Below are 18,570 nucleotides of genomic sequence, written 5' to 3' on the forward strand. Positions count from 1 at the left end.
TTGCGGTCGAAGGTGATCGGTGAGCGGTTGGCGGGCCGGGGCGGGATGGTGTCGCTGGGCCTGTCGCGGGCGGATGCGCAGGAGCGCATCGAGGCCTTTGCGGGGCGGGTGTCGGTGGCGGCGGTCAATGGTGCGTCGTCCACGGTGGTGGCGGGGGAGCCGGCCGCGCTGGAGGAGCTGGTGGCCGCCTGTGAGGCGGACGGTATCCGTGCCCGTCGGATCCCGGTGGACTATGCCTCGCACTCCCCGCAGGTGGAGTCGGTGCGGGAGGAGTTGCTGCGGGTGCTGGACGGGATCACCCCGACCGCGTCGCGGGTGCCGTTCTACTCCACGGTGGAGGCGGAGCCGGTGGACACCGCCGGGCTGGACGCCGGGTACTGGGTGCGGAACCTGCGGCAGGAGGTGCGGTTCGGGTCCGCGGTGGAGCGGTTGGTGGCGGATGGTTTCGGGTTGTTCGTGGAGTGCAGTGCTCATCCGGTGCTGGTGATGAGTGTGCAGGAGACGGCCGATCCGGGCGCGTCGGTGACCGCGGTGGGATCGCTGCGGCGCGACGACGGCGGCCCCGACCGCTTCCTGACCTCCCTCGCCGAAGCCTGGACCGCCGGCGCACGGGTCGACTGGACACCGCTGTTCCCCGGGGCACGCCCGGTGGAACTGCCCACCTACGCCTTCCAGCGCACCCGCTACTGGCTGGAGGCCCCCGAACGGGAGGCCCACCCCGCGGACGGCGCCGCCGGGCTCCCCGGCGGCGAGGTGGAGGCCCGGTTCTGGGCGGCGGTCGAACGCGCCGACCTGCCGGAGCTGGCCGACACCCTCGGGGTCGACGACGCCCCCCTGCACACCCTGGTGCCCGCCCTCGCCCGGTGGCGGCGCGACCAGCGGGAGGAAGGAATCATCGACTCCTGGCGGTACCAGACCGCGTGGCGCCCCGTGACGGCCGCCGCCGGGGTGCCGTCCGGCTCCTGGCTGCTGGTGGCCCCCGCCGGACTCGACGACGACCCGTGGATCGACGGTGCCGCCCAGGCACTGCGGGAGCGCGGCGCGGGCCTGGTCCGGCTCGACGTGGACGCCGACACCGAGGGCGCCGACCGGGACGCCCTCGCGGCCACCCTGCGCCGGGTGTGCGACGGCGTCACCGACCTCGCCGGGGTGCTGTCGCTGCTGCCGCTGGACGAGCGGACGCACAGCCACCACCCCGCCACCCCCCGCGGCTTCGGCGCCACCCGGACCCTGCTGCAGGCGCTGGGCGACGCGGAGATCACCGCGCCGCTGTGGTGCGCCACCCGGGGCGCGGTGTCGACCGGCCCGTCGGACCCGCTGACCGGCCCGGGCCAGTCCCTGGTGTGGGGGCTCGGCCGGGTGGCGGCCGAGGAGGTCCCGGAACGCTGGGGCGGCCTCGTCGACCTGCCGGCCGCGGTGGACCGGCGCTCCCGCGACCGCCTGGCGGACGTGCTCGCCGGACTGGACGAGGAGGACCAGGTGGCGGTGCGCCCCGCGGGCGTCTTCGCCAACCGGCTGGTACGCGCCGAGTGGAACGAGCCCGCCACCCCCGGCCCCTGGACACCCCGGGGCACCGTACTGATCACCGGCGGCACCGGCGCGCTCGGCGGCCACGTGGCCCGCTGGCTCGTCCGGCAGGGAGCCCGGCACCTGCTGCTGGTCAGCCGCCGCGGCCCGGACGCCCCCGGCGCCACCGAGCTGACCGCCGAACTCACCGCCCTCGGCGCCGAGGTGACCATCGCCGCCTGCGACATCTCCGAACGCGACGAGCTGGCCGCACTGCTCGCCACGGTGCCCGGCGACCGGCCGGTGGGCACCGTGGTGCACACCGCGGCCGTCCTCGACGACGCGGTGCTCGACTCGCTCACCCTCGACCAGCTCGACCGGGTGCTGCGCGTCAAGGTGCGCGGCGCCTGGAACCTGCACGAGCTGACCCGCGACCTCGACCTGTCCGCGTTCCTGCTGTTCTCCTCGTTCGCCGGCACCTTCGGCGTGCCGGGCCAGGCCAACTACGCGCCCGGCAACGCCTACCTCGACGCGCTGGCCCGGCACCGCCGCGCCCAGGGGCTCACCGCCACCTCCATCGCCTGGGGCCACTGGTCGGGCGGCGGCATCGCGTCCGGCGAGGCCGAGGCCCAGCTCCGCCGGCGGGGCGGCTCGGAGATCGAGCCGGAGACCGCGCTGCGCGCGCTGCGCCGCGTCCTCGACCACGACGAGACCTGCGTGGCGCTGGCGCTCATCGCCTGGGACGAGATCGCCGCCCGCGGGGGAGGCATCGACAACCGGCCGCGCCCGCAGCTGCGCGCCCTCACCGACGTACAGCGGCTGCTGCGCGCCGAACTCCCAAGCGCCGCCCGCCAGGGCGGCGCCGCGGCGGCCGGACCCGCCGGCTCGTTCGCCGAGGAGCTGACCGCGGCACCCGCCGCCGACCGCAGGCGGATCGTCCTGGACCTGGTGCGGGGCCACGTCGCCGCCGTGCTCGGCCACGACGGCCCGGACGCGGTGGAGCCCGGGAAGCCGTTCCGCGAACTGGGCTTCGACTCGCTCACCTCGGTGGAACTGCGCAACCGGGTGGCGGCCGGCACCGGACTGACCCTGCCCGCCACGGTGGTCTTCGACCACCCCACCCCCGCCGCGCTGGCCGACCGGCTGCGCGAACAGCTGGTCGGCGACTCCGACGCGACGGCCGGAGCGGAACCGGCGGGCCCGGCGGCCCGCAACGGCACCGAGACCGCCGGCCCGGTGCCCGACGGCGGCCCGGCCGACGCCGACGACCCGATCGTCATCGTCGGCATGGCCTGCCGGATGCCCGGCGGGGTGGAGACCCCCGAGCAACTGTGGGACCTGGTGGCGGAGGAGCGGGACGCCGTCGGACCGCTGCCCGGCGACCGCGGCTGGAACGTCGAGGCGCTGGAGGGCGCCGGCGTGGACGTGCCCGGCATGCGCTACGTCCGCCAGGGCGGTTTCCTGTCCCGGGCGGCCTCCTTCGACGCGGACTTCTTCGGCATCGGCGAGCCGGAGGCCATCGCGATGGACCCGCAGCACCGGCTGCTGCTGGAGATGTCCTGGGAGGCGTTCGAGCGCGCCGGGGTGTCCCCGCACACGCTGCGCGGCAGCCGGGTCGGCGTGTTCGCCGGCACCTTCTCGCAGGGCTACTGGACGGGTCTGCAGGAGGTCCCCGAGGAGGCCCGTTCGTTCCTCAGCGGCGGTATCTCGCCGGCCCTCGCCACCGGCCGCATCGCCTACACCTTCGGCTTCGAGGGACCGGTGCTCACCATCGACACCGGCTGCTCCTCGTCCTCGGTGGCGCTGCACCTGGCCGCCCAGGCGGTCCGGCAGGGCGAGTGCGTGATGGCCCTGGCCGGCGGCGCCTCGGTGCTGGCCAACCCGGCCGTCTCGCCCGACATGGGCGTGGGCGCCGCCCCCGACGGGCGGTGCAAGTCGTTCTCCGCGGCCGCCGACGGCACCGGCTGGGGCGAGGGCGCGGGCATGCTGCTCGTCGAGCGGCTGTCCACCGCCCGCGCCAACGGCCACCGGGTGCTCGCCGTCATCCGCGGCTCCGCGGTCAACCACAACGGCGTCAGCAACGGCCTGGGCGCACCCAACGGCTCCTCCCAGCAGCGCGTCATCCGGCAGGCGCTGGCCAACGCGGGACTGACCGCCCACCAGGTCGACGCGGTCGAGGGCCACGGCACCGGCACCCCGCTCGGCGACCCCATCGAGGCGCAGGCCCTGCTCGCCACCTACGGGGAGGGCCGGGACCCGGCACGTCCGCTCTGGCTCGGTTCGTACAAGTCGAACACCGGGCACCCGCAGGCGGCCTCCGGCGTCATCGGCGTCATCAAGACGGTGCTCGCCCTGCACCACGGCCTGCTGCCCAGGACGCTGCACTCGGAGGAGCCCTCGCCGCACATCGACCAGTCCTCCGGCACGGTGCGCCTGCTGACCGAGTCGGTGCCCTGGCCGGAGACCGGCGAACCGCGCCGGGCGGGCGTCTCCTCCTTCGGCGCGAGCGGCACCAAGGCCCACATCATCCTGGAGCAGGCGCCCGAGGCCCCGGCCCGGCCGGGCGCGGCCGAATCCGCCGCCCCGTCCGGCACGCTGGCGTTCCCGGTCTCCGGCCGGTCGGCGGAGGCCCTGCGCGCCCAGGCGGCCCGGCTGCGTGACCTGCTGGACGGCGACCCGGAGCCGGCGGTGGCGGACGTCGGCTGGTCGCTGGCCACCTCACGGGCGGTCTTCGAGCACCGTGCGGTGGTCCTGGCCGAGGGACGGCAGGGGCTCGTCGACGGCCTGACCGCGATCGCCGACGGGGTGCCGGACCGCACCGGGGCCACCGAGCCGGTGTCCCCCGCGGCGACCGACGGCGTCGTCGTCCAGGGCGTCGCCCCGGCGGCCGACGGACAGGCGGTGTTCGCCTTCCCGGCCGCCGCCCCGGGCACCGGAGCGGGCACCCCCGCGGTGCGCGAACTGTACGAGGGGTACCCGGCCTTCGCCGACGCCCTGGACGCCGTCTGCGCCCACCTGGACACCCGGCTGGAACACCCGGCGCGCGACTGGGCGCTGCACGGGGGCGCGGAGGCGTGGCCGCCCTCGCCGACGACCGCGCACGCGGCCTCGTTCGCCGTCGGCTCCGCCCTGTTCACCCTGCTGCACCGGTGGGGCGTGCCGCCGGCCGCGGTGATCGGCGCCGGCTCCGGCGTCCTGGCCGCCGCGCACGCCGCCGAGGTGCTCTCCACGGCGGACGCGGTGGAACTGCTCCTGGTCCTGGCCCGGACCGACGCGGCCGACGAGGCGGCGCTGCGCGCCTGCCTGGCGCGGACCGAGCTGCGTTCCCCGACGATCCCGGTGCTCTCCGCGGTGACCGGCGAGAACGTCACGACCGAGGCGCTCCGCGAGCCCGAGCACTGGGCGCGCGGCTGGACCGCCAAGGAACTGGCCCGGCCGGCCCGGGCCGGCCGGGGGCCGGTGCTGCTCGGCGCGTCCGGCTCCCCGGCGACGGACCGAGCCGCCGGGGCCATCCCGGTCCTGGACCCGGCGGGCAGCCGGGCCGGACTGCTCACGGCGCTGGCCCGACTGCACACGGACGGCGTGCCGGTGGACTGGCGGCAGACCCACGCGGGTACCGGCGGCAGCCTGGTGCCGCTGCCCACCTACCCGTTCCAGCGCCGCGAGTACTGGCTGCGCATGCCCGTCGAGGCGATCGTGCGCGGCGCGGTGGGCGGCTGACACCGCCACGGCCGGGCCGCTCCCGCCCCCGCTCGCGCGGTGCGGGGCGGCCCGGCCGGCGGACCGGGGACACGCCGCACCGGAGCGGGCCCGGCGGCGGGCCGGACCGTGCGGCGGCCGCCGGGCCCGACCCGGCCGCCCGACGGTCCGGCACCAGCGCCGGAAGGCCGCGGCCGGCGGATCACGACCGACGGACCACGACCGGAAGACCACGACGACCTGACAGCACACCGACGACAGCAGGTGGCGGGCACGGCGCCCACCACCACCCAGCGGAAGCGAAAGGGGTGCCACCCATGACCACGACACCACCGAACGCCCTCCTGCGCGGAGGCCCCGTTCACCTGGCGGACGAGGAGCGCACGCAGCACGTCACCGAGGAGCAGTCGTACCTGAAGCTCCTGATGGGCAACGCCTACGAACACTTCCGGGCGACCCAGGAGACGGTCACCTGGCGGGGCAGCACCCTGCGCGTCTTCGACTGGGAGCGGCGCACCTACGTGGCCGAGTGATCCGGGCCGCCCGCCCCGTCCGCACCGGGCGGGCGCCGCGGCGGCACCACACGCGCGGGCGGTGCCCCGGGGCCTCCCCCGGGGCACCGCCCGTCGCGCCGACGGCCCGGCCCGTCAGCCGGACTCCGGGCGCGCGCCCGCCGTCCCGGACTCGGCGCCGACGGCGCCCGCCTCCCGGTCCGCCCCGGAAGGCACTGCGGTTCCGTCCGCGGAGCCGCCGCCCGGCCGGCGCCGGCCCGGCCGCCACCAGGCGGCTTCGCCGAGCAGCGCCATCACCGCGGGCACCAGCACCATCCGGATCAGCGTGGCATCGATGATCACCGCGGTGGCCAGCCCAATGCCGATGATCTTGATGAGCGTCTCCGGAACGGAGACGAAGCTGAGGAAGACGCAGGCCATGATGACCGCCGCCGCCGTGATCACCCCGGCGGTGGAGGAGAGGCCGGCGATCACCGCCCGCCGCGGGTCCCCGGTCTTCCGGTACGACTCCCGGACGGCGGAGAGCAGGAAGACCTCGTAGTCCATGGAGAGGCCGAACAACACGGCGAACAGCAGCATCGGCACGGCGGACATGATGGGCACCGTCTTGTCGACGCCGATCAGTTCCAGCCCCCAGCCCCACTGGAACATCGCGGTGATGACCCCGAACGAGACGCCGATGGACAGCAGGGTCATCACGGCGGCCTTCAACGCGATCACCGGTGCCCGGAACATGCCGACCAGGAGCAGCGTGCCCGCGCCGACCACGGCGAGCACCACCCAGGGGAGCCGCTGGCCGACCACGTCCGCCATGTCGATCTGCAGCGCGGTGGAGCCGCCGACCAGCGCCTCGCCCCCGGAGCCCGCGAGGACGCCGGGCGCGATGTCGTCCCGGATCCGGTGGACGAGGTCGCTGACCTCCTTGTCCTGCGGCGCGTGCCGGGGCACGACGGTCAGCAGCGACGCCTCCCCGTCCGTGCTGCGCTTGGGCGGGGTGGCCTCGTCGACCTCCGGGTCCTTCTTCAGCGCGGCGGTCAGCTTCCCGGCCCGGTCCTCGTCGGCACCGGTGACGGTGATGACCAGCGGGGCGTTCCAGCCGGGCCCGAAGTTGTCGGCGATCAGGTCGTACGCCTGACGCTGGGTCAGGTCGGACGGCTGGATGCCGTCGTCGGGATTGCCGAGCCGCAGCGAGAACAGCGGAGCGGTGAGGGCCACCAGGACCGCGGTGGCCGAGCAGGCGTAGACGATCCGGTTGCGGTACACGTGCTCGCTCCACCGGCCGGCCCGGGTCCCGGCGCCGGTGTGCTCCGCCTCGCCGGGGGTCGCCGCCGCCCGGCGGGCCCCGCGCAGCCGGGGCAGCGGCAGCGCGTTCACCCGGTGGCCCAGCAGCCCCAGCAGGGCGGGGAGCAGGGTGAGCGCGGCGACCATCATCACGGCGACCGTGATGGCCCCGGCGATGCCCATGGCGCCGACGAACGGGATCCCGGCGAAGCTCAGTCCCAGGATGGCGACCACGACGGTGCCCCCGGCGAACACCACGGCGTGCCCGGCCACGGCGGAGGCGTGCCCGGCGGCGTCGGCCGGACTGTGGCCGTCGGCGAGATCGGCCCGGAACCGGCTCAGGATGAACAGCGCGTAGTCGATGCCCGCGCCGAGGCCGAGCATCACCGCGATGATCGGGGCGGAGGACGGGATGTCGATCACCGAGCCGACCAGCAGCACCAGCGCGGTGCCCGCGACGATGCCGATGGCGGCCACCACCAGCGGCAGCCCGGCGGCGACCAGCGAGCCGAAGGCGATGATGAGCACGATCAGCGCGGCGCCCAGGCCGACGAGTTCGGCGGCGCTGGTGGTGGGCTCGTTGCCCAGGTCGACCACCATGCCGCGGAACTCGACGTCGAGCCCGGTGGCGCGCACCGGCTCGGCGGCGTCGTCGAGCCGCTCGTAGTGCGACTTGTCGAGCTCGCCCAGCTCCTTGTCGTAGGCGACGCTCGTGGTGGCCGCCCGGCCGTTCTCACTCGGGAACGGTGGGTCCACCCCGCTGACGTCCGGTTGCTCGCGGACCTCGGCCAGCATCCGCTTGACCGCGGCGGAGCGTTCCGGGGTGTCCAGTTCGCCGTCCGGCGCGTGCCAGACGATCTGCGAGTCCACGGCCCCGAAGGAGGGGAAGTGGTCCCGTGCCTCGTCGGTGGCCTTCTGCGACTCCACCCCCGGCACCCGGAAGTCGTTCACGAACGTGCCGCCCGCCGCCTGCCCGAGAGCCAGGAGCGCTACTGCCGCCACCAGCCAGGCGGCGATCGTCCGCCAGGGCCGTAAAGCACATGTTCGACCAAGAGTTTCCAGTAGGCGTTCCATGTTTTGATAAAAGCTCAGCCCGCCGAAAACTGCAAGCGATGCAAAAATGCATGATCTGCGGGAAGTTGGGTATGCTGTTCACCATGATCGACACGACGGGCTCGCCCGCGACCGTCGCCGCGTCCCCGGCCGGGGACGACGGGCCGCGGCCGATGGGGTTGCGGGAGCGCAAGAAACTGCGCACCCGGCGCGCACTCATCGAGGCCGCCGTGCGCCTGGTGGCGGAGCGGGGGTACGAGGAGACGACCGTCGCCGAGATCGCGGCCGCGGCGGACGTCTCGACGCGTACCTTCTTCAGCTACTTCCCCGGCAAGGAGGACGTACTCTTCGCCGACAGCCAGGAGCGTGTCGACGCGCTGGTACGCGAGGTGACCGGACGCCGGCCGGGTGAGACCGTGGCCCAGCTGCTGCTGCGGGCGCTGCGGGTCTCGGTGGTGTCGCCGGACGCCACCGAGGACCTGACCGGCGAACTCCCCTCGCTGCGGGTGCGCCTCATCCTCTCCTCGCCGGCCCTCCAGGCCCGCGCCCTGCACTGGCTGTTCGAGGCCCAGCGCCAGCTGACCGGCGCGCTGCTGGCGTCCTGCGGCGACGAGATCGACGAACCGGAGGCCTCCGCCGCGGTCGGCGCGCTGGTCGGGGCACTGGTCAACACGGCGCTGATCCGCCTCGCCCGGGAGGCGACGGCCGAGGAGCTGCGGACCGCGCTCGACCGCGCGGCGAACGTGGCCCTGGGCGGCCTGGCCGGCATCGGCGGCAGGGCGGGGGCGGACGCCGCCGCCCCGCCGCCGGAGGCCGGAGACCAGACGGCCGGCACCGCGCCCTGAGGCGCCCGGCCACCCCCCGCGGGTGGCCACCTGAACCGGCGGGACCCCGCGAGCTTCCCCCGTGGCCCGGGGTCCCGCCTCATCCGGCGCCGAGCGCGGCGCGCCGGGCACCGTATGCCGCCGGACGCCGATCCGGCGTCAACGGCGGCCATCGCGCGGGGACCCACGTTCCGGTGAGGGAAAGTCACCCGGACGGGTGACGGTCGGTCGGCTCTCCCGGCACGGGCGGCGGGCACCGGCCGCCGGAACCGCTCCGCGCGGGGCCCGGCGGCCGCGCCGTACCGTCCCCGTGCTCACCCCTCGCCGGCCGGCGCTTCGGCGATGACGCGGTAGTAGTCGAGCAGCCCTTCCCGGTAGGCGGTGAGGAAGTTCCGCGACCAGGTCCCGGTGTACCCGGCGGTGGCCAGCCAGCGGTCCCAGCCGGGCCACACCCGGTCCCCGATGGACTCCGCCCGCACCCCGCGCAGCCCGGCGTCGCCCAGCGCGCCGGTGAACGCGCCGACCGGGTGGGCCACGTCCAGGCCGCTGGCGAAGCTGTCGAGCATCCGCGCCAGCCGCCCGGCCGCGCCGGGGCGGTCGTCGGGCGGGAAGAAACAGGCGACGACCAGCCGGCCGCCCGGGCGCAGCACCCGGGCCGCCTCACCGGCGAACGCCCCCAGGTCCCGGAAGTGCTGGGCGGCTTCGACGCTGTACACACCGTCGAACCACCCGTCCGCGAAGGGCATGCGTTCGGCCGCCCCCTCGCGGAACCGCAGCCGGCCGGGCCGGGCCGCCAGCAGCGCGCGGTTCCGCCGGGCCGCCCGCTCCAGTTGCTGCGGATGGATGTCCATCCCGGTGACCTCGGCGAAGCCGAACTCCTCCACCGCCAGGGCACACCCCGGCCCCAGCCCGCACCCCACCTCCAGGACCCGGGCCCCCGACCGGGCGGCGGCCGTCCGGGCCGCGTCCGCGCCGGGCGGGGTGAGCGCCGCCAGCGTGTGCCGGTAGAGCTGTTGCTGACTGTGGACCCGGTCCGCCTCGGTGAGCGGGCGGTCCAGGGCGATGCCGTCCCAGTGACCGAAGTTGATGAAGCCCCCCGCGAAGGCGGGGATGGAGCTGAGATCGGCCGGCCCGTACACCTCGCGGACCGTGGGCGGAATGGATTCGGAGGTCATCGGGGGCCTCGCCTCCTGCTGGGCGGATCCGGTGTCCGGCGGCCCGAAAGCCTAGCGGCCGTCCCACCGCCGCGCCACGGCCGCGAGGGCCGGCCGGCGGTCACCGGACGCCGGGCCGGCGCCGCCGCGGGGCGGGCGGGCCCGGCGGGGACACGGTTTTTCCGTCGCGGCGCCCGCGGCCGGCGCCGTACGGTGGTCGACGGCCCGGCGGACACGGCCCCCAGGGCGGCCGCGCGGCGCGGGCCCGCCGCCGAGAGAAAGAGACCGACCGTGATATCGCCCGAGCTGACCGTCCGTCCCGCCGTTCCCGGGGACCTGCCGGCCGTGGCCGGGATCAACACGCACTACGTGACCCACACCGTGGCCACCTTCGACGAGACCCCGCCCACCCTCGCCGACTGGGAACGGCGACTGGCGGACCTGACCGGGCAGGGACTGCCCTTCCTCGTCGCCGAACTCCGCGGCGAGGTGGCCGGATACGCCTACGCCGGGCCCTGGCGGCCCAAGCCGGCGTACCGGCACACCGTGGAGGACACGATCTACCTCGCGCCGCACCACACCGGCCGGGGGCTGGGCAGCGCCCTGCTGGCCCCTCTGGTGGAGCGGGCCGCGGCAGCCGGCCGGCGCCAGATGGTCGCGGTCATCGCCGACGCCCCCGGCAGCGACGCCTCCGCCGCGCTGCACCGCCGCTTCGGCTTCACCGAGGCGGGCCGGCTGGCCCGGGTGGGTCACAAGCACGGCCGCTGGATCGACACCGTGCTCATGCAGCGCGCCCTGGCACCGTGATCCCGGCGCCGCCCGGCGTGTCCCGGTGCCCCCGGCGCTCACCGGGTGCCGCGGCCGAGGGCGCCCGGCCGGTGCCCCGGGTCGGTGGCGGTGAGGGGGGCCGGCGCCGGCCCGGCGCGGTCGTGAGCGGCCGGGGCCGGGCCGGCCGCCCCGCTCACAGCGCGGTGAGCGGCTCGTCCCGGTAGGCCCGGTGCAGCAGTTCCACGAAGTCCGGCGCCTCGGCCAGCGGCACCTGGCCGATCCGGTGCACCGCGATGCCCGGCGTCCACGAGTTCATGACCGCGGCTCCGGCCAGCGCGGGCAGATCGGCCGGCGTGATCTCCCGCTCGCGCTGGGGGACCCCCAGCCGCTCCAGCCGGCGGCGGACGATGCCCATGGTGGTCCCGCCCAGCATCCCGGCCGTGGGCCACACCACCGCGGTGCCGTCCCAGAAGGCCAGGTTCCAGATCGTCCCCTCGCTGAGCCGGCCCCGGCGGTCCACGAAGGCGGCGTCGTCGAAGCCCTCTCCGACGGCCTGCCGGAGGAAGTACGTCTTGGCCACCTCGCCGACGTGCTTCACGGCCGGCAGCACTCGCTCGTACTCCACCGTCGCCAGCGCCAGCGGGCCGTCCGGGCCGGACGACGGCGGCCCGGTACGCACCAGCAACTCGGGCTCCACACCGTCCCCGGCGGCCGTGAACTCGCCCGCGGGGGAGTACACGGTGGCCACCAGCGAGAGGTCGGCCGGGCCCGCCTCCACCGCCGCCCGCAGCCAGTCCCGCACCCGGTCGTCCGGCAGCGCCCGCCCGAACAACTCCAGCGACGCGGACCGCAGCCGCTCCAGATGCAGATCGAGCCCCCGGACCCGGCCGCCGCGGACCTGCAGGGCGGTGAAGTGGGCGTAGCCGGCGAAGGCGAGCGGGGCCAGTTCCTCGGCGGTCGCCGCCCGGCCGTTGCGGTGTACGACAAAAGAAGTCATGCGTCTCTCCAGCGGTGTGTGAGGTGAGGCGGGAACGACGGATCCGCGGGCGGCGGGGTCGAGTCCGCCGGCCGCCCGGGCGGGGCGAGCGCCATCCGGGCCGGTGCGGGACCGGTCCGGGCGGTGGTCCGGGGGCGACCGCGGTCAGGCCGGAGCCGCCGGGGGCGTCCCCGTCGCCGGCCGGGGACATGGCACGCCCCCGGCCCCGCGGACGGGCGCGGAATGTTCGCTCATGGCCCGACGTTAAGCCTTCACACCGATGGAAAGGTCAACGTCGAATGAGGCGGGTCGGATGCTGATCGGCGAGTTGTCCCGGCGTACCGGGGTCAGCCCGAGGTTGCTGCGGTACTACGAATCCCAGGGCTTGCTGGACGTCCGGCGGGGCACCAACGGATACCGCCACTACGGCGAGGACTCGGTGGTCACCGTGCGGCAGGTGCGTGCCCTGCTGGACGCGGGGCTGTCCACCGAGGTGATCCGCGCGGTGCTGCCGTGCGCCCGGGGCGAGCTGCCGGAGTTCGACTGGTGCGTGGACGTGCGGGCCATCCTGGACCGGGAACTGGCGGCCATGGACGAGCGCATCGACGGCCTCCGGCGGAGCCGGGGCGCCCTCGCCGGCTACCTGGACGAGTCCTGACCGCGGCCGGCCGCCCGCGAGCAGGGGCCCGCGGGCGGCCGGCGCGCCGCGTCACGCCGGCCGGGGCGGGTCCTCGGCGCCGATGACGGTCCACCGGCCGACCTCCCGGTAGGACGAGTCGTGAACGGACTCCCCGACACCGGGCCGGAGTTCGTAGTGGTGCAGGTTCCCGCCCCAGTACCTCAGGATGCGGCCCAGTTCACCGGCGGCCGCCCCGCCCTCCGCCGCCTCGTCGATGTCCACTTCGAGCACGAACTTCACCGTCAGCCTCCCAGCCGGGTCACCCGGAACACGAGGACGCGGCTCCGGCCGCGCCATGTATCGAGCGTCTCATTCAAGTGCTGTTGGAGGCTTTTCGTCCGTTCTTCCCGGGTGCGCCGGTGAGATGGGGGAAGAAGTCTCAAATGGAGGCTACGGTGGGACGGGACCTTGGGCGGATCACCGGCGACCGGGACCCAGGAGGCGCCATGGGGGATCCGATGCGGGCCGCCGACGTCGCCCGCGTCGCGGGTGTCTCGGTCCAGCAGGTGCGCAACTACGCGGAGATGGGCATCCTGCCGCCGGTGGAGCGCACCCCGAGCGGCTACCGCAGCTTCACCACCGCCCACACCGAAGCGGTCCTGGTCGCCCGGGAACTGGCGGCCGCCTACGGCTGGCCGACGGCCCGCACCGTCATGCGCGCCGTCCACCGGGGAGAGCTGGAGAGCGCGCTCGCCGCGCTCGACGCCGGCCATGCCGAACTGGACCGCGGCCGGGCGGAACTGGCCACCGCGCGCGAGGCCCTGGAGGCGATCCTGGCCGCCCCGGACGCGTCCTGGGCGCCGTCCCGGGAGTGCCTGCGCATCGGCCAGGTGGCCGACGTGGTGGGCGTACGGCCGCCGGTGCTCCGCCTGTGGGAGGCGGAGGGGCTGCTGCGGCCGGACCGGGAGCCCGGCACCGGCTACCGCCGCTACCCGGACTCCGAGGTGCGGATGGCCTTCCTGGTCGCGCTGCTCCGCCGCAACGGCCACCGCCTCGCCGCCGCCCGCGTGGTGCTCGACGGGCTGCGCGCCCGGGGCAGTGCCGCGCGCCTCCGCGCCGAACTGGACAACCGAGGAAGGGAGTTGCACCGGCGCAGCCTCGCCCGGCTCGGGGCTTCCGCGGCCCTGCACCGCTACCTTCAGCGGCTCGCCGCCGCCGGATCCGGCGGAGCGGCGGGGGAGTGACGGGACGCCCGGGCGCCGTGCCGCCCCGGGGGCGGCACACGCGCGGACCCCCGGAACGCCGGAGGTCCCTCACCCGGACGGGGAGGGACCTCTCGATGGAGCGCCAGGCAGGCCTTGCACCTGCATCTCTCGTTTGGAGACGAGCATCTTGCCTTAGACGACCGACGCATCGACACCCGGCCGGTCCGGCGTGGTGTCGCGTGATCAACTCTACCCTGTCCCGGACCGTGCTGCCGACCGTCAGCCGGGCAGCACCACGGTCCGCTGGGCGGAGAAGTCGCCCCACTTGCCGTCCGGGAGCTTCGCGCGCAGCTTGACGCTGTAGCGGGTGCCCGGCCCGCCGGTGACCGTCGTGGTGTACCTCGCCTTCCCGGTCGGCGGCGCCGAGCCCCAGACGATCGTGGTGGCCATCCTGCCGTTGAGGAACAACTCGTACTCCTTCACCGGGGCCCCGGTCTCCGGCGGAGTCCAGGAGAGCTCGACCGTGCCCTTCCGCGCGGTCGCCGTCAGCTCGGCGGGTGCGGTGCCGGGGCCCGCGCCGGGGGCCGGCGCGGTGGTCAGGTCGACGGCCGCGCTGTCCGGTGAGGAGTTCTCGGCGGCGTCCCGGGCCCGGACGGTGAACGTGTAGACCGTGCCCGGCCGCAGGCCCGTGACGCGCGCGCTGGTGCGGTCGCCGCCCACACTGTGGATCCGGGAGTCCTCCTGGTAGATGTCGTACGAGGTGACGCCCACGTCGTCGGTGGACCGGCCCCAGGTCAGGGTCACCGTGCGGGTGCCGGTCACGGTGCCGCGCGGCGACGCCGGCCGGGACGGGGCCCGGCGGTCGTCCGGAGTGTCGGCGGGGGTGGTGACGGACACCGCCGCACTGGGCCCGGAGAGGTTGCCGGCGGCGTCGCGGGCGCGCACGGTGAAGGTGTACGCGGTCCGCGGCGCCAGCCGTTCGACGTCCACCATCCGGGTCGTCCCGGGCAGCGATCTGACCTTGGCGCCCCGCTGGTAGACCTCGTACCCGGCCACCTTCTCGTTGTCGGTGGCGTGCTCCCACATGACGTGCACGGACGTGGCGCTGCCGGCCTGCACGGTGACCCCGGCGGGCACCGAGGGGCTCTCGGCGTCCCGGTCCTCGCCGCCGCAGGCGGCCAGCAGACAAGCCGCCGAGGCGGCGAAGACGACGGTGGCGGGTGGACGTGGCACGGCCTTGCCTCCCCAGGCGGGAACAATGGTCCAGACCTATATCCCACAGGTCGGTGATCGCCGACAAGGGGTCGGCCCGGGTGGCCTCGGGCCCGGGCGGCCCGGCTCTCCGGCGGCCCGGCCGGGCCGCCGGGCCGGAAACAATGCGGTTGCCACCGGCCGGGACGGCGCGGTTGGGTTCGACGCATGGACGAACTGGCTCTCCTCCGGCTCTCCGGCGGCCCGGTGACCCGCCGTCGGCTCGCCCGGGACCTGGCCCGGCTCGGCCTGGGCGAGGGTGATGTGGTGATGTTCCACACCCGGATGTCCGCCCTCGGGTACGTGGCGGGCGGCTCGGAGACGGTCATCGGGGCCCTCGGCGACGTCGTCACCGAGCGGGGCACCCTGATGGTGACCTGCGGCTGGAACGACGCCCCGCCCTACGACTTCACCGACTGGCCACGGCCCTGGCAGGACGCCCTGCGGGCCGGACACCCCGCCTACGACCCCGCGCTGAGCGAGGCGGACCACAGCTTCGGCCGGCTCCCGGAGGCCCTGCGCCGCCACCCGGGCGCCGTACGCAGCCGCCACCCCGACGCCTCCTTCGCGGCCCTGGGCCCGGCCGCGCACCCGCTGATGGACGAGCACCCCTGGGACGATCCGCACGGCCCGGACAGCCCGCTGGCGCGACTGGTCGCCCTGGGCGGCCGGGTCCTCCTCCTGGGCGCCCCGCTGGACTCGCTGACCCTGCTGCACCACGCCGAGGCGCTCGCGGACGCGCCCGGCAAGCGGTACGTGGACTACGAGCAGCCGATCACGGTGGACGGCGAGCGGATCTGGCGCCGCTTCCACGACATCGACTCCCAGGACGGGGCCTTCGACTACTCGGGGGTGGTCCCGGAGGGGCAGTGGCCGTTCGAGCGGATCGCCCGGGACATGCTCGCCGCCGGGATCGGCAGGGGCGGCCGGGTGGGCGCCGCCGACAGCTTCCTGTTCGAGGCGCGGGACGTGGTGGACTTCGGGGTGGCCTGGCTGGAGGAGAATCTCGGGGGCCCGGCGGCCGATCCGGCGGGGTGAGCCGGCGCGCGGGATCCGGGCGGCGCCCCGGCCCCGTGGCCCGTCCGGCCCACCGGGCGGTCAGACGTTCGGTGTTCCCGGGGCGCCGGGGCTGCGGCATGCTGGGGCGGTGTCCGAACAACCATGCACGGCATGCGGCGGCGACCGGGTCACCGAGCACACCGAACACACCCTGGAGCTCGACGAGCACGGGAACCAGGTGCCGGTCACCCGGACCTGGACCGGGCCGTGCGGCACCTGCCACGGCAGCGGAATCATGCACTAGGAGATGACCATGCGGCCCATCCACGTCTGTCTCGGATGCGCGTGTTTCTATCTGCCGGCCCCCGCACTGCCGTTCAGCCGGGTCCACTGCGGCGCCCCGGAGTGCCGGGCCGAAGTGGAGCGGGCCCTGGCCCGGATCGGCGTGCCGGAGGAGGTCGTCGCCGCCTGGGCCCTGCGGGCGGCGGGACTGGACGGCGAGCCCCGGCGGCCGCGGCGGGGGCGGCGCGCCCGCGGCCGGCGCCCCATGACCGCGGCCGGCGGACGCAGCAAGCTCCTGTAACCGCCGGGCCGGTCCACCCGCCGGGCCGGGACCCACGCCGGGCCGGGACCCACGCCGGCTGAAGGTCGCGCGCACCGCCTCGTGCCGCTGCCGCCGGCCCCACCCGCGAACTCGTCGCGGACGGGGCCGGCGGGGCGCCCCGGGCGGTGCCGGTTCACTCCGCGCCGCGGGTTTCGGGGGTGCCGGGGATGCCTGCGATGCCGGCGACGGCGAGGAACGCGGTGGCCGCGGGCGGTCGCCCGACCGCGCTCCAGACGGCGTACTCGACCCGGGTCGGCGCGTCGGTGACCTCGATGGTGGCGACCCCGGCGAGCTGGGGCGCGTAGGCGGAGGGCAGCATGGCGACGGCGAGGCCCTGACCGACCAGCCGCGCCATGAGGGGGTCCACGGTGGTCACTTCGAAGGCGACGTCGCGGCTGAGACCGGCGGCCGAGAAGGCCAGGTCGGACTGGGCACGCCCGGCGGTACCGGCCGGCAGGTCCACGAACACCTCGGAGGAGAGCCGGCGGAGGTCGACCGCCGGTTCGCCGGTCAGCGGATGGTCCGGGGCCACCACGGCGACGAGCCGGTCACGGGCGAGTTCGCGGGCGGCGACGCCTTCCGGCCGCGCCGTGTCCGGCAGTCCGAGGAAGGCCACGTCGACGACTCGCTCCCTGACCTGTTCGACGAGGTCGTTGCTCGCGCCGACCCGCAGGTTGATGTGCACCTGCGGGTGCTGCCGGCGGAAGTCCCGCAGCGCGCCCGGGACATCGACCGCGGCGACGGTGGGGATCAGGCCCAGGACGAGCCGTCCGCGCACCTCGCCGACCGCCGCGGCGACCTCGGCGGCCGCGCGCTCGGCGGCGTCCAGGCACTGGCGGGCGGCGGGGAGGAAGGCCGCGCCGGCCGGGGTCAGCCGCACCCGGCGGCTGGTGCGCTCGAACAGTCTGGCGCCCAACTCCCGCTCCAGGCGCGCGATCTGGTGGCTGAGGGCGGACTGGACCACCAGACAGCGTTCGGCGGCCCGGGTGAAGCTGTTCGTCTCGGCGACGGCGACGACGTAGCGCATCTGCTGAAGCTCCATGGATCCATCTTCCAGCGCGATCGATGAGGTGACAAACATGTGTTGGACTCATTGATCACCACCGCCCGAGACTGCGGGCATGACAAGTCCAGCAGTACAGCGGGCCCCCGCCGGAGCGGTCGGCGGCGTCCCCGGCGGAACACTGCAGCTCACCCTCCTGACGGCGCTCGCCCCCGCCACCTGGGGCACGTTCTACGTCGTCACCACCGAACTCCTCCCGCCGGGGCACCCCCTGTTCGCCGGGCTGCTGCGCGCGCTGCCCGCCGGCCTGGTCGCGCTCGCGATCGCCCGGACCCTGCCGCGCGGCGGCTGGTGGGCGAAGGCCGCGGTGCTCGGCGTGCTCAACATCGGGCTGACCTTCCCGCTCCTGGCCATCGCGGCCGAACGCCTGCCGGGAGGCGTCGCCGCCACGCTGGCCGCGGCCCAGCCGCTCGTCGTCGCCCTGCTCGCGGTGGCGGTCCTCCGCGAGCGGCTGTCCGGCTGGCGCCTGGCCTGGGGAGGGATCGGCATGGCCGGCGTCGGCCTGGTGGTCATCGGGCCGAGCGCGGCCCTCGACCTCGCCGGGGTCGCGGCGGGCCTGGGCAGCGCCGCGTCCATGGCGCTCGGGGTGACGCTCACCAGGCGCTGGGGACGCCCCGCCGGGACCGGCCCCACGGCCTTCGCCGGGTGGCAACTCACCGCGGGCGGCCTGTTCCTGGTGCCGGTCACCTTCCTCGCCGAGGGCGCGCCACCCGCGATCGACCTGCCCGCGGCCCTCGGCTACCTGTGGCTCGGCCTGGTCGGCGGGCTGATCGCCTTCGTCCTGTGGTTCCGCGGACTCACCACGCTGCCGGTCACCTCCGTCGCGGTCCTCGTGCTGCTCTCCCCGCTGGTGGCCGCGGTCCTCGGGGTCGTGGTGCTCGACCAGACCCTGGGGCCGGTCCAGTGCCTGGGGTTCGCCCTCTCCCTGGCCGCCATCGTCGCCGGGCAGCTTCCCGTTCCCACCCGCTCACGCCGCTGAGCCGCCGGCCTCCCACCGCGCGGCGCGCGCCGCCGAAGACCGCCGCCGTCGCGCGGCCCCACCATCACCCTCCCGGA

The 18,570-nt window shown here is 75.7% G+C and carries 16 protein-coding genes and 1 tRNA gene; 10 read left to right on the forward strand and 7 right to left on the reverse strand.

Annotated features, from left to right (window positions below; all coding sequences use genetic code 11):
- The first annotated feature begins 27 nt into the window (after positions 1–27).
- Positions 28–5,226 (forward strand): SDR family NAD(P)-dependent oxidoreductase, encoded by a 5,199-nt coding sequence (locus ACH4B3_RS20820; protein WP_398464662.1) that lies wholly within the window; start codon positions 28–30, stop codon positions 5,224–5,226.
- A gap of 296 nt (positions 5,227–5,522) precedes the next feature.
- Positions 5,523–5,738 (forward strand): DUF5988 family protein, encoded by a 216-nt coding sequence (locus ACH4B3_RS20825; RefSeq protein ID WP_398464664.1) that lies wholly within the window; start codon positions 5,523–5,525, stop codon positions 5,736–5,738.
- A 114-nt stretch (positions 5,739–5,852) separates the two neighbouring features.
- Here the strand turns inward: ACH4B3_RS20825 and ACH4B3_RS20830 are convergent, their stop codons facing one another.
- Positions 5,853–8,072, reverse strand: coding sequence for an MMPL family transporter (locus ACH4B3_RS20830; RefSeq protein ID WP_398464665.1), 2,220 nt, complete (start codon positions 8,070–8,072; stop codon positions 5,853–5,855).
- Between the two features lie 83 nt (positions 8,073–8,155).
- Between ACH4B3_RS20830 and ACH4B3_RS20835 the strand changes: the two genes are divergently transcribed.
- The gene (locus ACH4B3_RS20835) at positions 8,156–8,896 is read left to right on the forward strand and encodes a TetR family transcriptional regulator (protein WP_398464667.1); all 741 of its coding nucleotides are present in this window, start codon (positions 8,156–8,158) and stop codon (positions 8,894–8,896) included.
- Positions 8,897–9,189: 293 nt separating this feature from the next.
- Here ACH4B3_RS20835 and ACH4B3_RS20840 read toward each other — a convergent pair whose 3' ends face one another.
- Positions 9,190–10,050 carry a class I SAM-dependent methyltransferase gene (locus ACH4B3_RS20840; protein WP_398464669.1) on the reverse strand — a complete coding sequence of 287 codons (861 nt, stop codon included), beginning with the start codon at positions 10,048–10,050 and terminating at the stop codon, positions 9,190–9,192.
- A gap of 270 nt (positions 10,051–10,320) precedes the next feature.
- On the opposite strand from ACH4B3_RS20840, the gene ACH4B3_RS20845 reads away from it, so the two are divergent.
- On the forward strand, positions 10,321–10,836 hold the full coding sequence (locus ACH4B3_RS20845; protein WP_398464671.1) for a GNAT family N-acetyltransferase: 516 nt from the start codon (positions 10,321–10,323) through the stop codon (positions 10,834–10,836).
- 154 nt (positions 10,837–10,990) lie between these two features.
- Here the strand turns inward: ACH4B3_RS20845 and ACH4B3_RS20850 are convergent, their stop codons facing one another.
- Complete coding sequence (locus tag ACH4B3_RS20850) at positions 10,991–11,794, reverse strand: aminotransferase class IV family protein (protein ID WP_398464673.1); 804 nt, start codon at positions 11,792–11,794, stop codon at positions 10,991–10,993.
- Between the two features lie 292 nt (positions 11,795–12,086).
- Between ACH4B3_RS20850 and ACH4B3_RS20855 the strand changes: the two genes are divergently transcribed.
- Positions 12,087–12,431, forward strand: coding sequence for a MerR family transcriptional regulator (locus ACH4B3_RS20855; protein ID WP_398464674.1), 345 nt, complete (start codon positions 12,087–12,089; stop codon positions 12,429–12,431).
- Positions 12,432–12,482: 51 nt separating this feature from the next.
- On the opposite strand, the gene ACH4B3_RS20860 is transcribed toward ACH4B3_RS20855, so the two are convergent.
- Positions 12,483–12,692, reverse strand: coding sequence for a hypothetical protein (locus tag ACH4B3_RS20860; protein ID WP_398464676.1), 210 nt, complete (start codon positions 12,690–12,692; stop codon positions 12,483–12,485).
- A 206-nt stretch (positions 12,693–12,898) separates the two neighbouring features.
- On the opposite strand from ACH4B3_RS20860, the gene ACH4B3_RS20865 reads away from it, so the two are divergent.
- On the forward strand, positions 12,899–13,636 hold the full coding sequence (locus ACH4B3_RS20865; RefSeq protein ID WP_398464678.1) for a MerR family transcriptional regulator: 738 nt from the start codon (positions 12,899–12,901) through the stop codon (positions 13,634–13,636).
- A gap of 96 nt (positions 13,637–13,732) precedes the next feature.
- On the opposite strand, the gene ACH4B3_RS20870 is transcribed toward ACH4B3_RS20865, so the two are convergent.
- Both ACH4B3_RS20870 and ACH4B3_RS20875 read right to left on the reverse strand, forming a co-directional pair.
- A tRNA-OTHER gene (locus ACH4B3_RS20870) sits at positions 13,733–13,804 on the reverse strand.
- 72 nt (positions 13,805–13,876) lie between these two features.
- Complete coding sequence (locus ACH4B3_RS20875) at positions 13,877–14,830, reverse strand: fibronectin type III domain-containing protein (RefSeq protein ID WP_398464680.1); 954 nt, start codon at positions 14,828–14,830, stop codon at positions 13,877–13,879.
- Positions 14,831–15,016: 186 nt separating this feature from the next.
- Between ACH4B3_RS20875 and aac(3) the strand changes: the two genes are divergently transcribed.
- From aac(3) to ACH4B3_RS20890, 3 genes are all read left to right on the forward strand, one after another.
- Positions 15,017–15,886 carry an aminoglycoside 3-N-acetyltransferase gene (aac(3), locus tag ACH4B3_RS20880; RefSeq protein WP_398464682.1) on the forward strand — a complete coding sequence of 290 codons (870 nt, stop codon included), beginning with the start codon at positions 15,017–15,019 and terminating at the stop codon, positions 15,884–15,886.
- A gap of 109 nt (positions 15,887–15,995) precedes the next feature.
- The gene (locus ACH4B3_RS20885) at positions 15,996–16,151 is read left to right on the forward strand and encodes a hypothetical protein (RefSeq protein WP_398464684.1); all 156 of its coding nucleotides are present in this window, start codon (positions 15,996–15,998) and stop codon (positions 16,149–16,151) included.
- 9 nt (positions 16,152–16,160) lie between these two features.
- A complete protein-coding gene (locus ACH4B3_RS20890) occupies positions 16,161–16,430 on the forward strand; it encodes a hypothetical protein (RefSeq protein ID WP_398464686.1) in 270 nt (89 codons plus the stop codon).
- A gap of 154 nt (positions 16,431–16,584) precedes the next feature.
- On the opposite strand, the gene ACH4B3_RS20895 is transcribed toward ACH4B3_RS20890, so the two are convergent.
- A complete protein-coding gene (locus tag ACH4B3_RS20895) occupies positions 16,585–17,493 on the reverse strand; it encodes a LysR family transcriptional regulator (RefSeq protein WP_398464688.1) in 909 nt (302 codons plus the stop codon).
- 79 nt (positions 17,494–17,572) lie between these two features.
- On the opposite strand from ACH4B3_RS20895, the gene ACH4B3_RS20900 reads away from it, so the two are divergent.
- Positions 17,573–18,493, forward strand: a complete 921-nt coding sequence (locus ACH4B3_RS20900; RefSeq protein ID WP_398464690.1) for an EamA family transporter — start codon at positions 17,573–17,575, stop codon at positions 18,491–18,493.
- The last annotated feature ends 77 nt before the right edge of the window (positions 18,494–18,570 follow it).

The sequence above is a fragment of the Streptomyces sp. NPDC018031 genome, from assembly GCF_044327625.1.
Classification (GTDB): domain Bacteria; phylum Actinomycetota; class Actinomycetes; order Streptomycetales; family Streptomycetaceae; genus Streptomyces.

Coding starts and splice junctions, on each gene's coding strand:
- ACH4B3_RS20825 (WP_398464664.1), top strand. CDS start 5,523: ATGACCACGACACCACCGAACGCCCTCCTGCGCGGAGGCCCCGTTCAC.
- ACH4B3_RS20900 (WP_398464690.1), top strand. CDS start 17,573: ATGACAAGTCCAGCAGTACAGCGGGCCCCCGCCGGAGCGGTCGGCGGC.
- ACH4B3_RS20840 (WP_398464669.1), bottom strand. CDS start 10,050: ATGACCTCCGAATCCATTCCGCCCACGGTCCGCGAGGTGTACGGGCCG.
- ACH4B3_RS20850 (WP_398464673.1), bottom strand. CDS start 11,794: ATGACTTCTTTTGTCGTACACCGCAACGGCCGGGCGGCGACCGCCGAG.
- ACH4B3_RS20855 (WP_398464674.1), top strand. CDS start 12,087: ATGCTGATCGGCGAGTTGTCCCGGCGTACCGGGGTCAGCCCGAGGTTG.
- ACH4B3_RS20895 (WP_398464688.1), bottom strand. CDS start 17,493: ATGGAGCTTCAGCAGATGCGCTACGTCGTCGCCGTCGCCGAGACGAAC.
- ACH4B3_RS20890 (WP_398464686.1), top strand. CDS start 16,161: ATGCGGCCCATCCACGTCTGTCTCGGATGCGCGTGTTTCTATCTGCCG.
- ACH4B3_RS20835 (WP_398464667.1), top strand. CDS start 8,156: ATGATCGACACGACGGGCTCGCCCGCGACCGTCGCCGCGTCCCCGGCC.
- ACH4B3_RS20865 (WP_398464678.1), top strand. CDS start 12,899: ATGGGGGATCCGATGCGGGCCGCCGACGTCGCCCGCGTCGCGGGTGTC.
- ACH4B3_RS20830 (WP_398464665.1), bottom strand. CDS start 8,072: ATGGAACGCCTACTGGAAACTCTTGGTCGAACATGTGCTTTACGGCCC.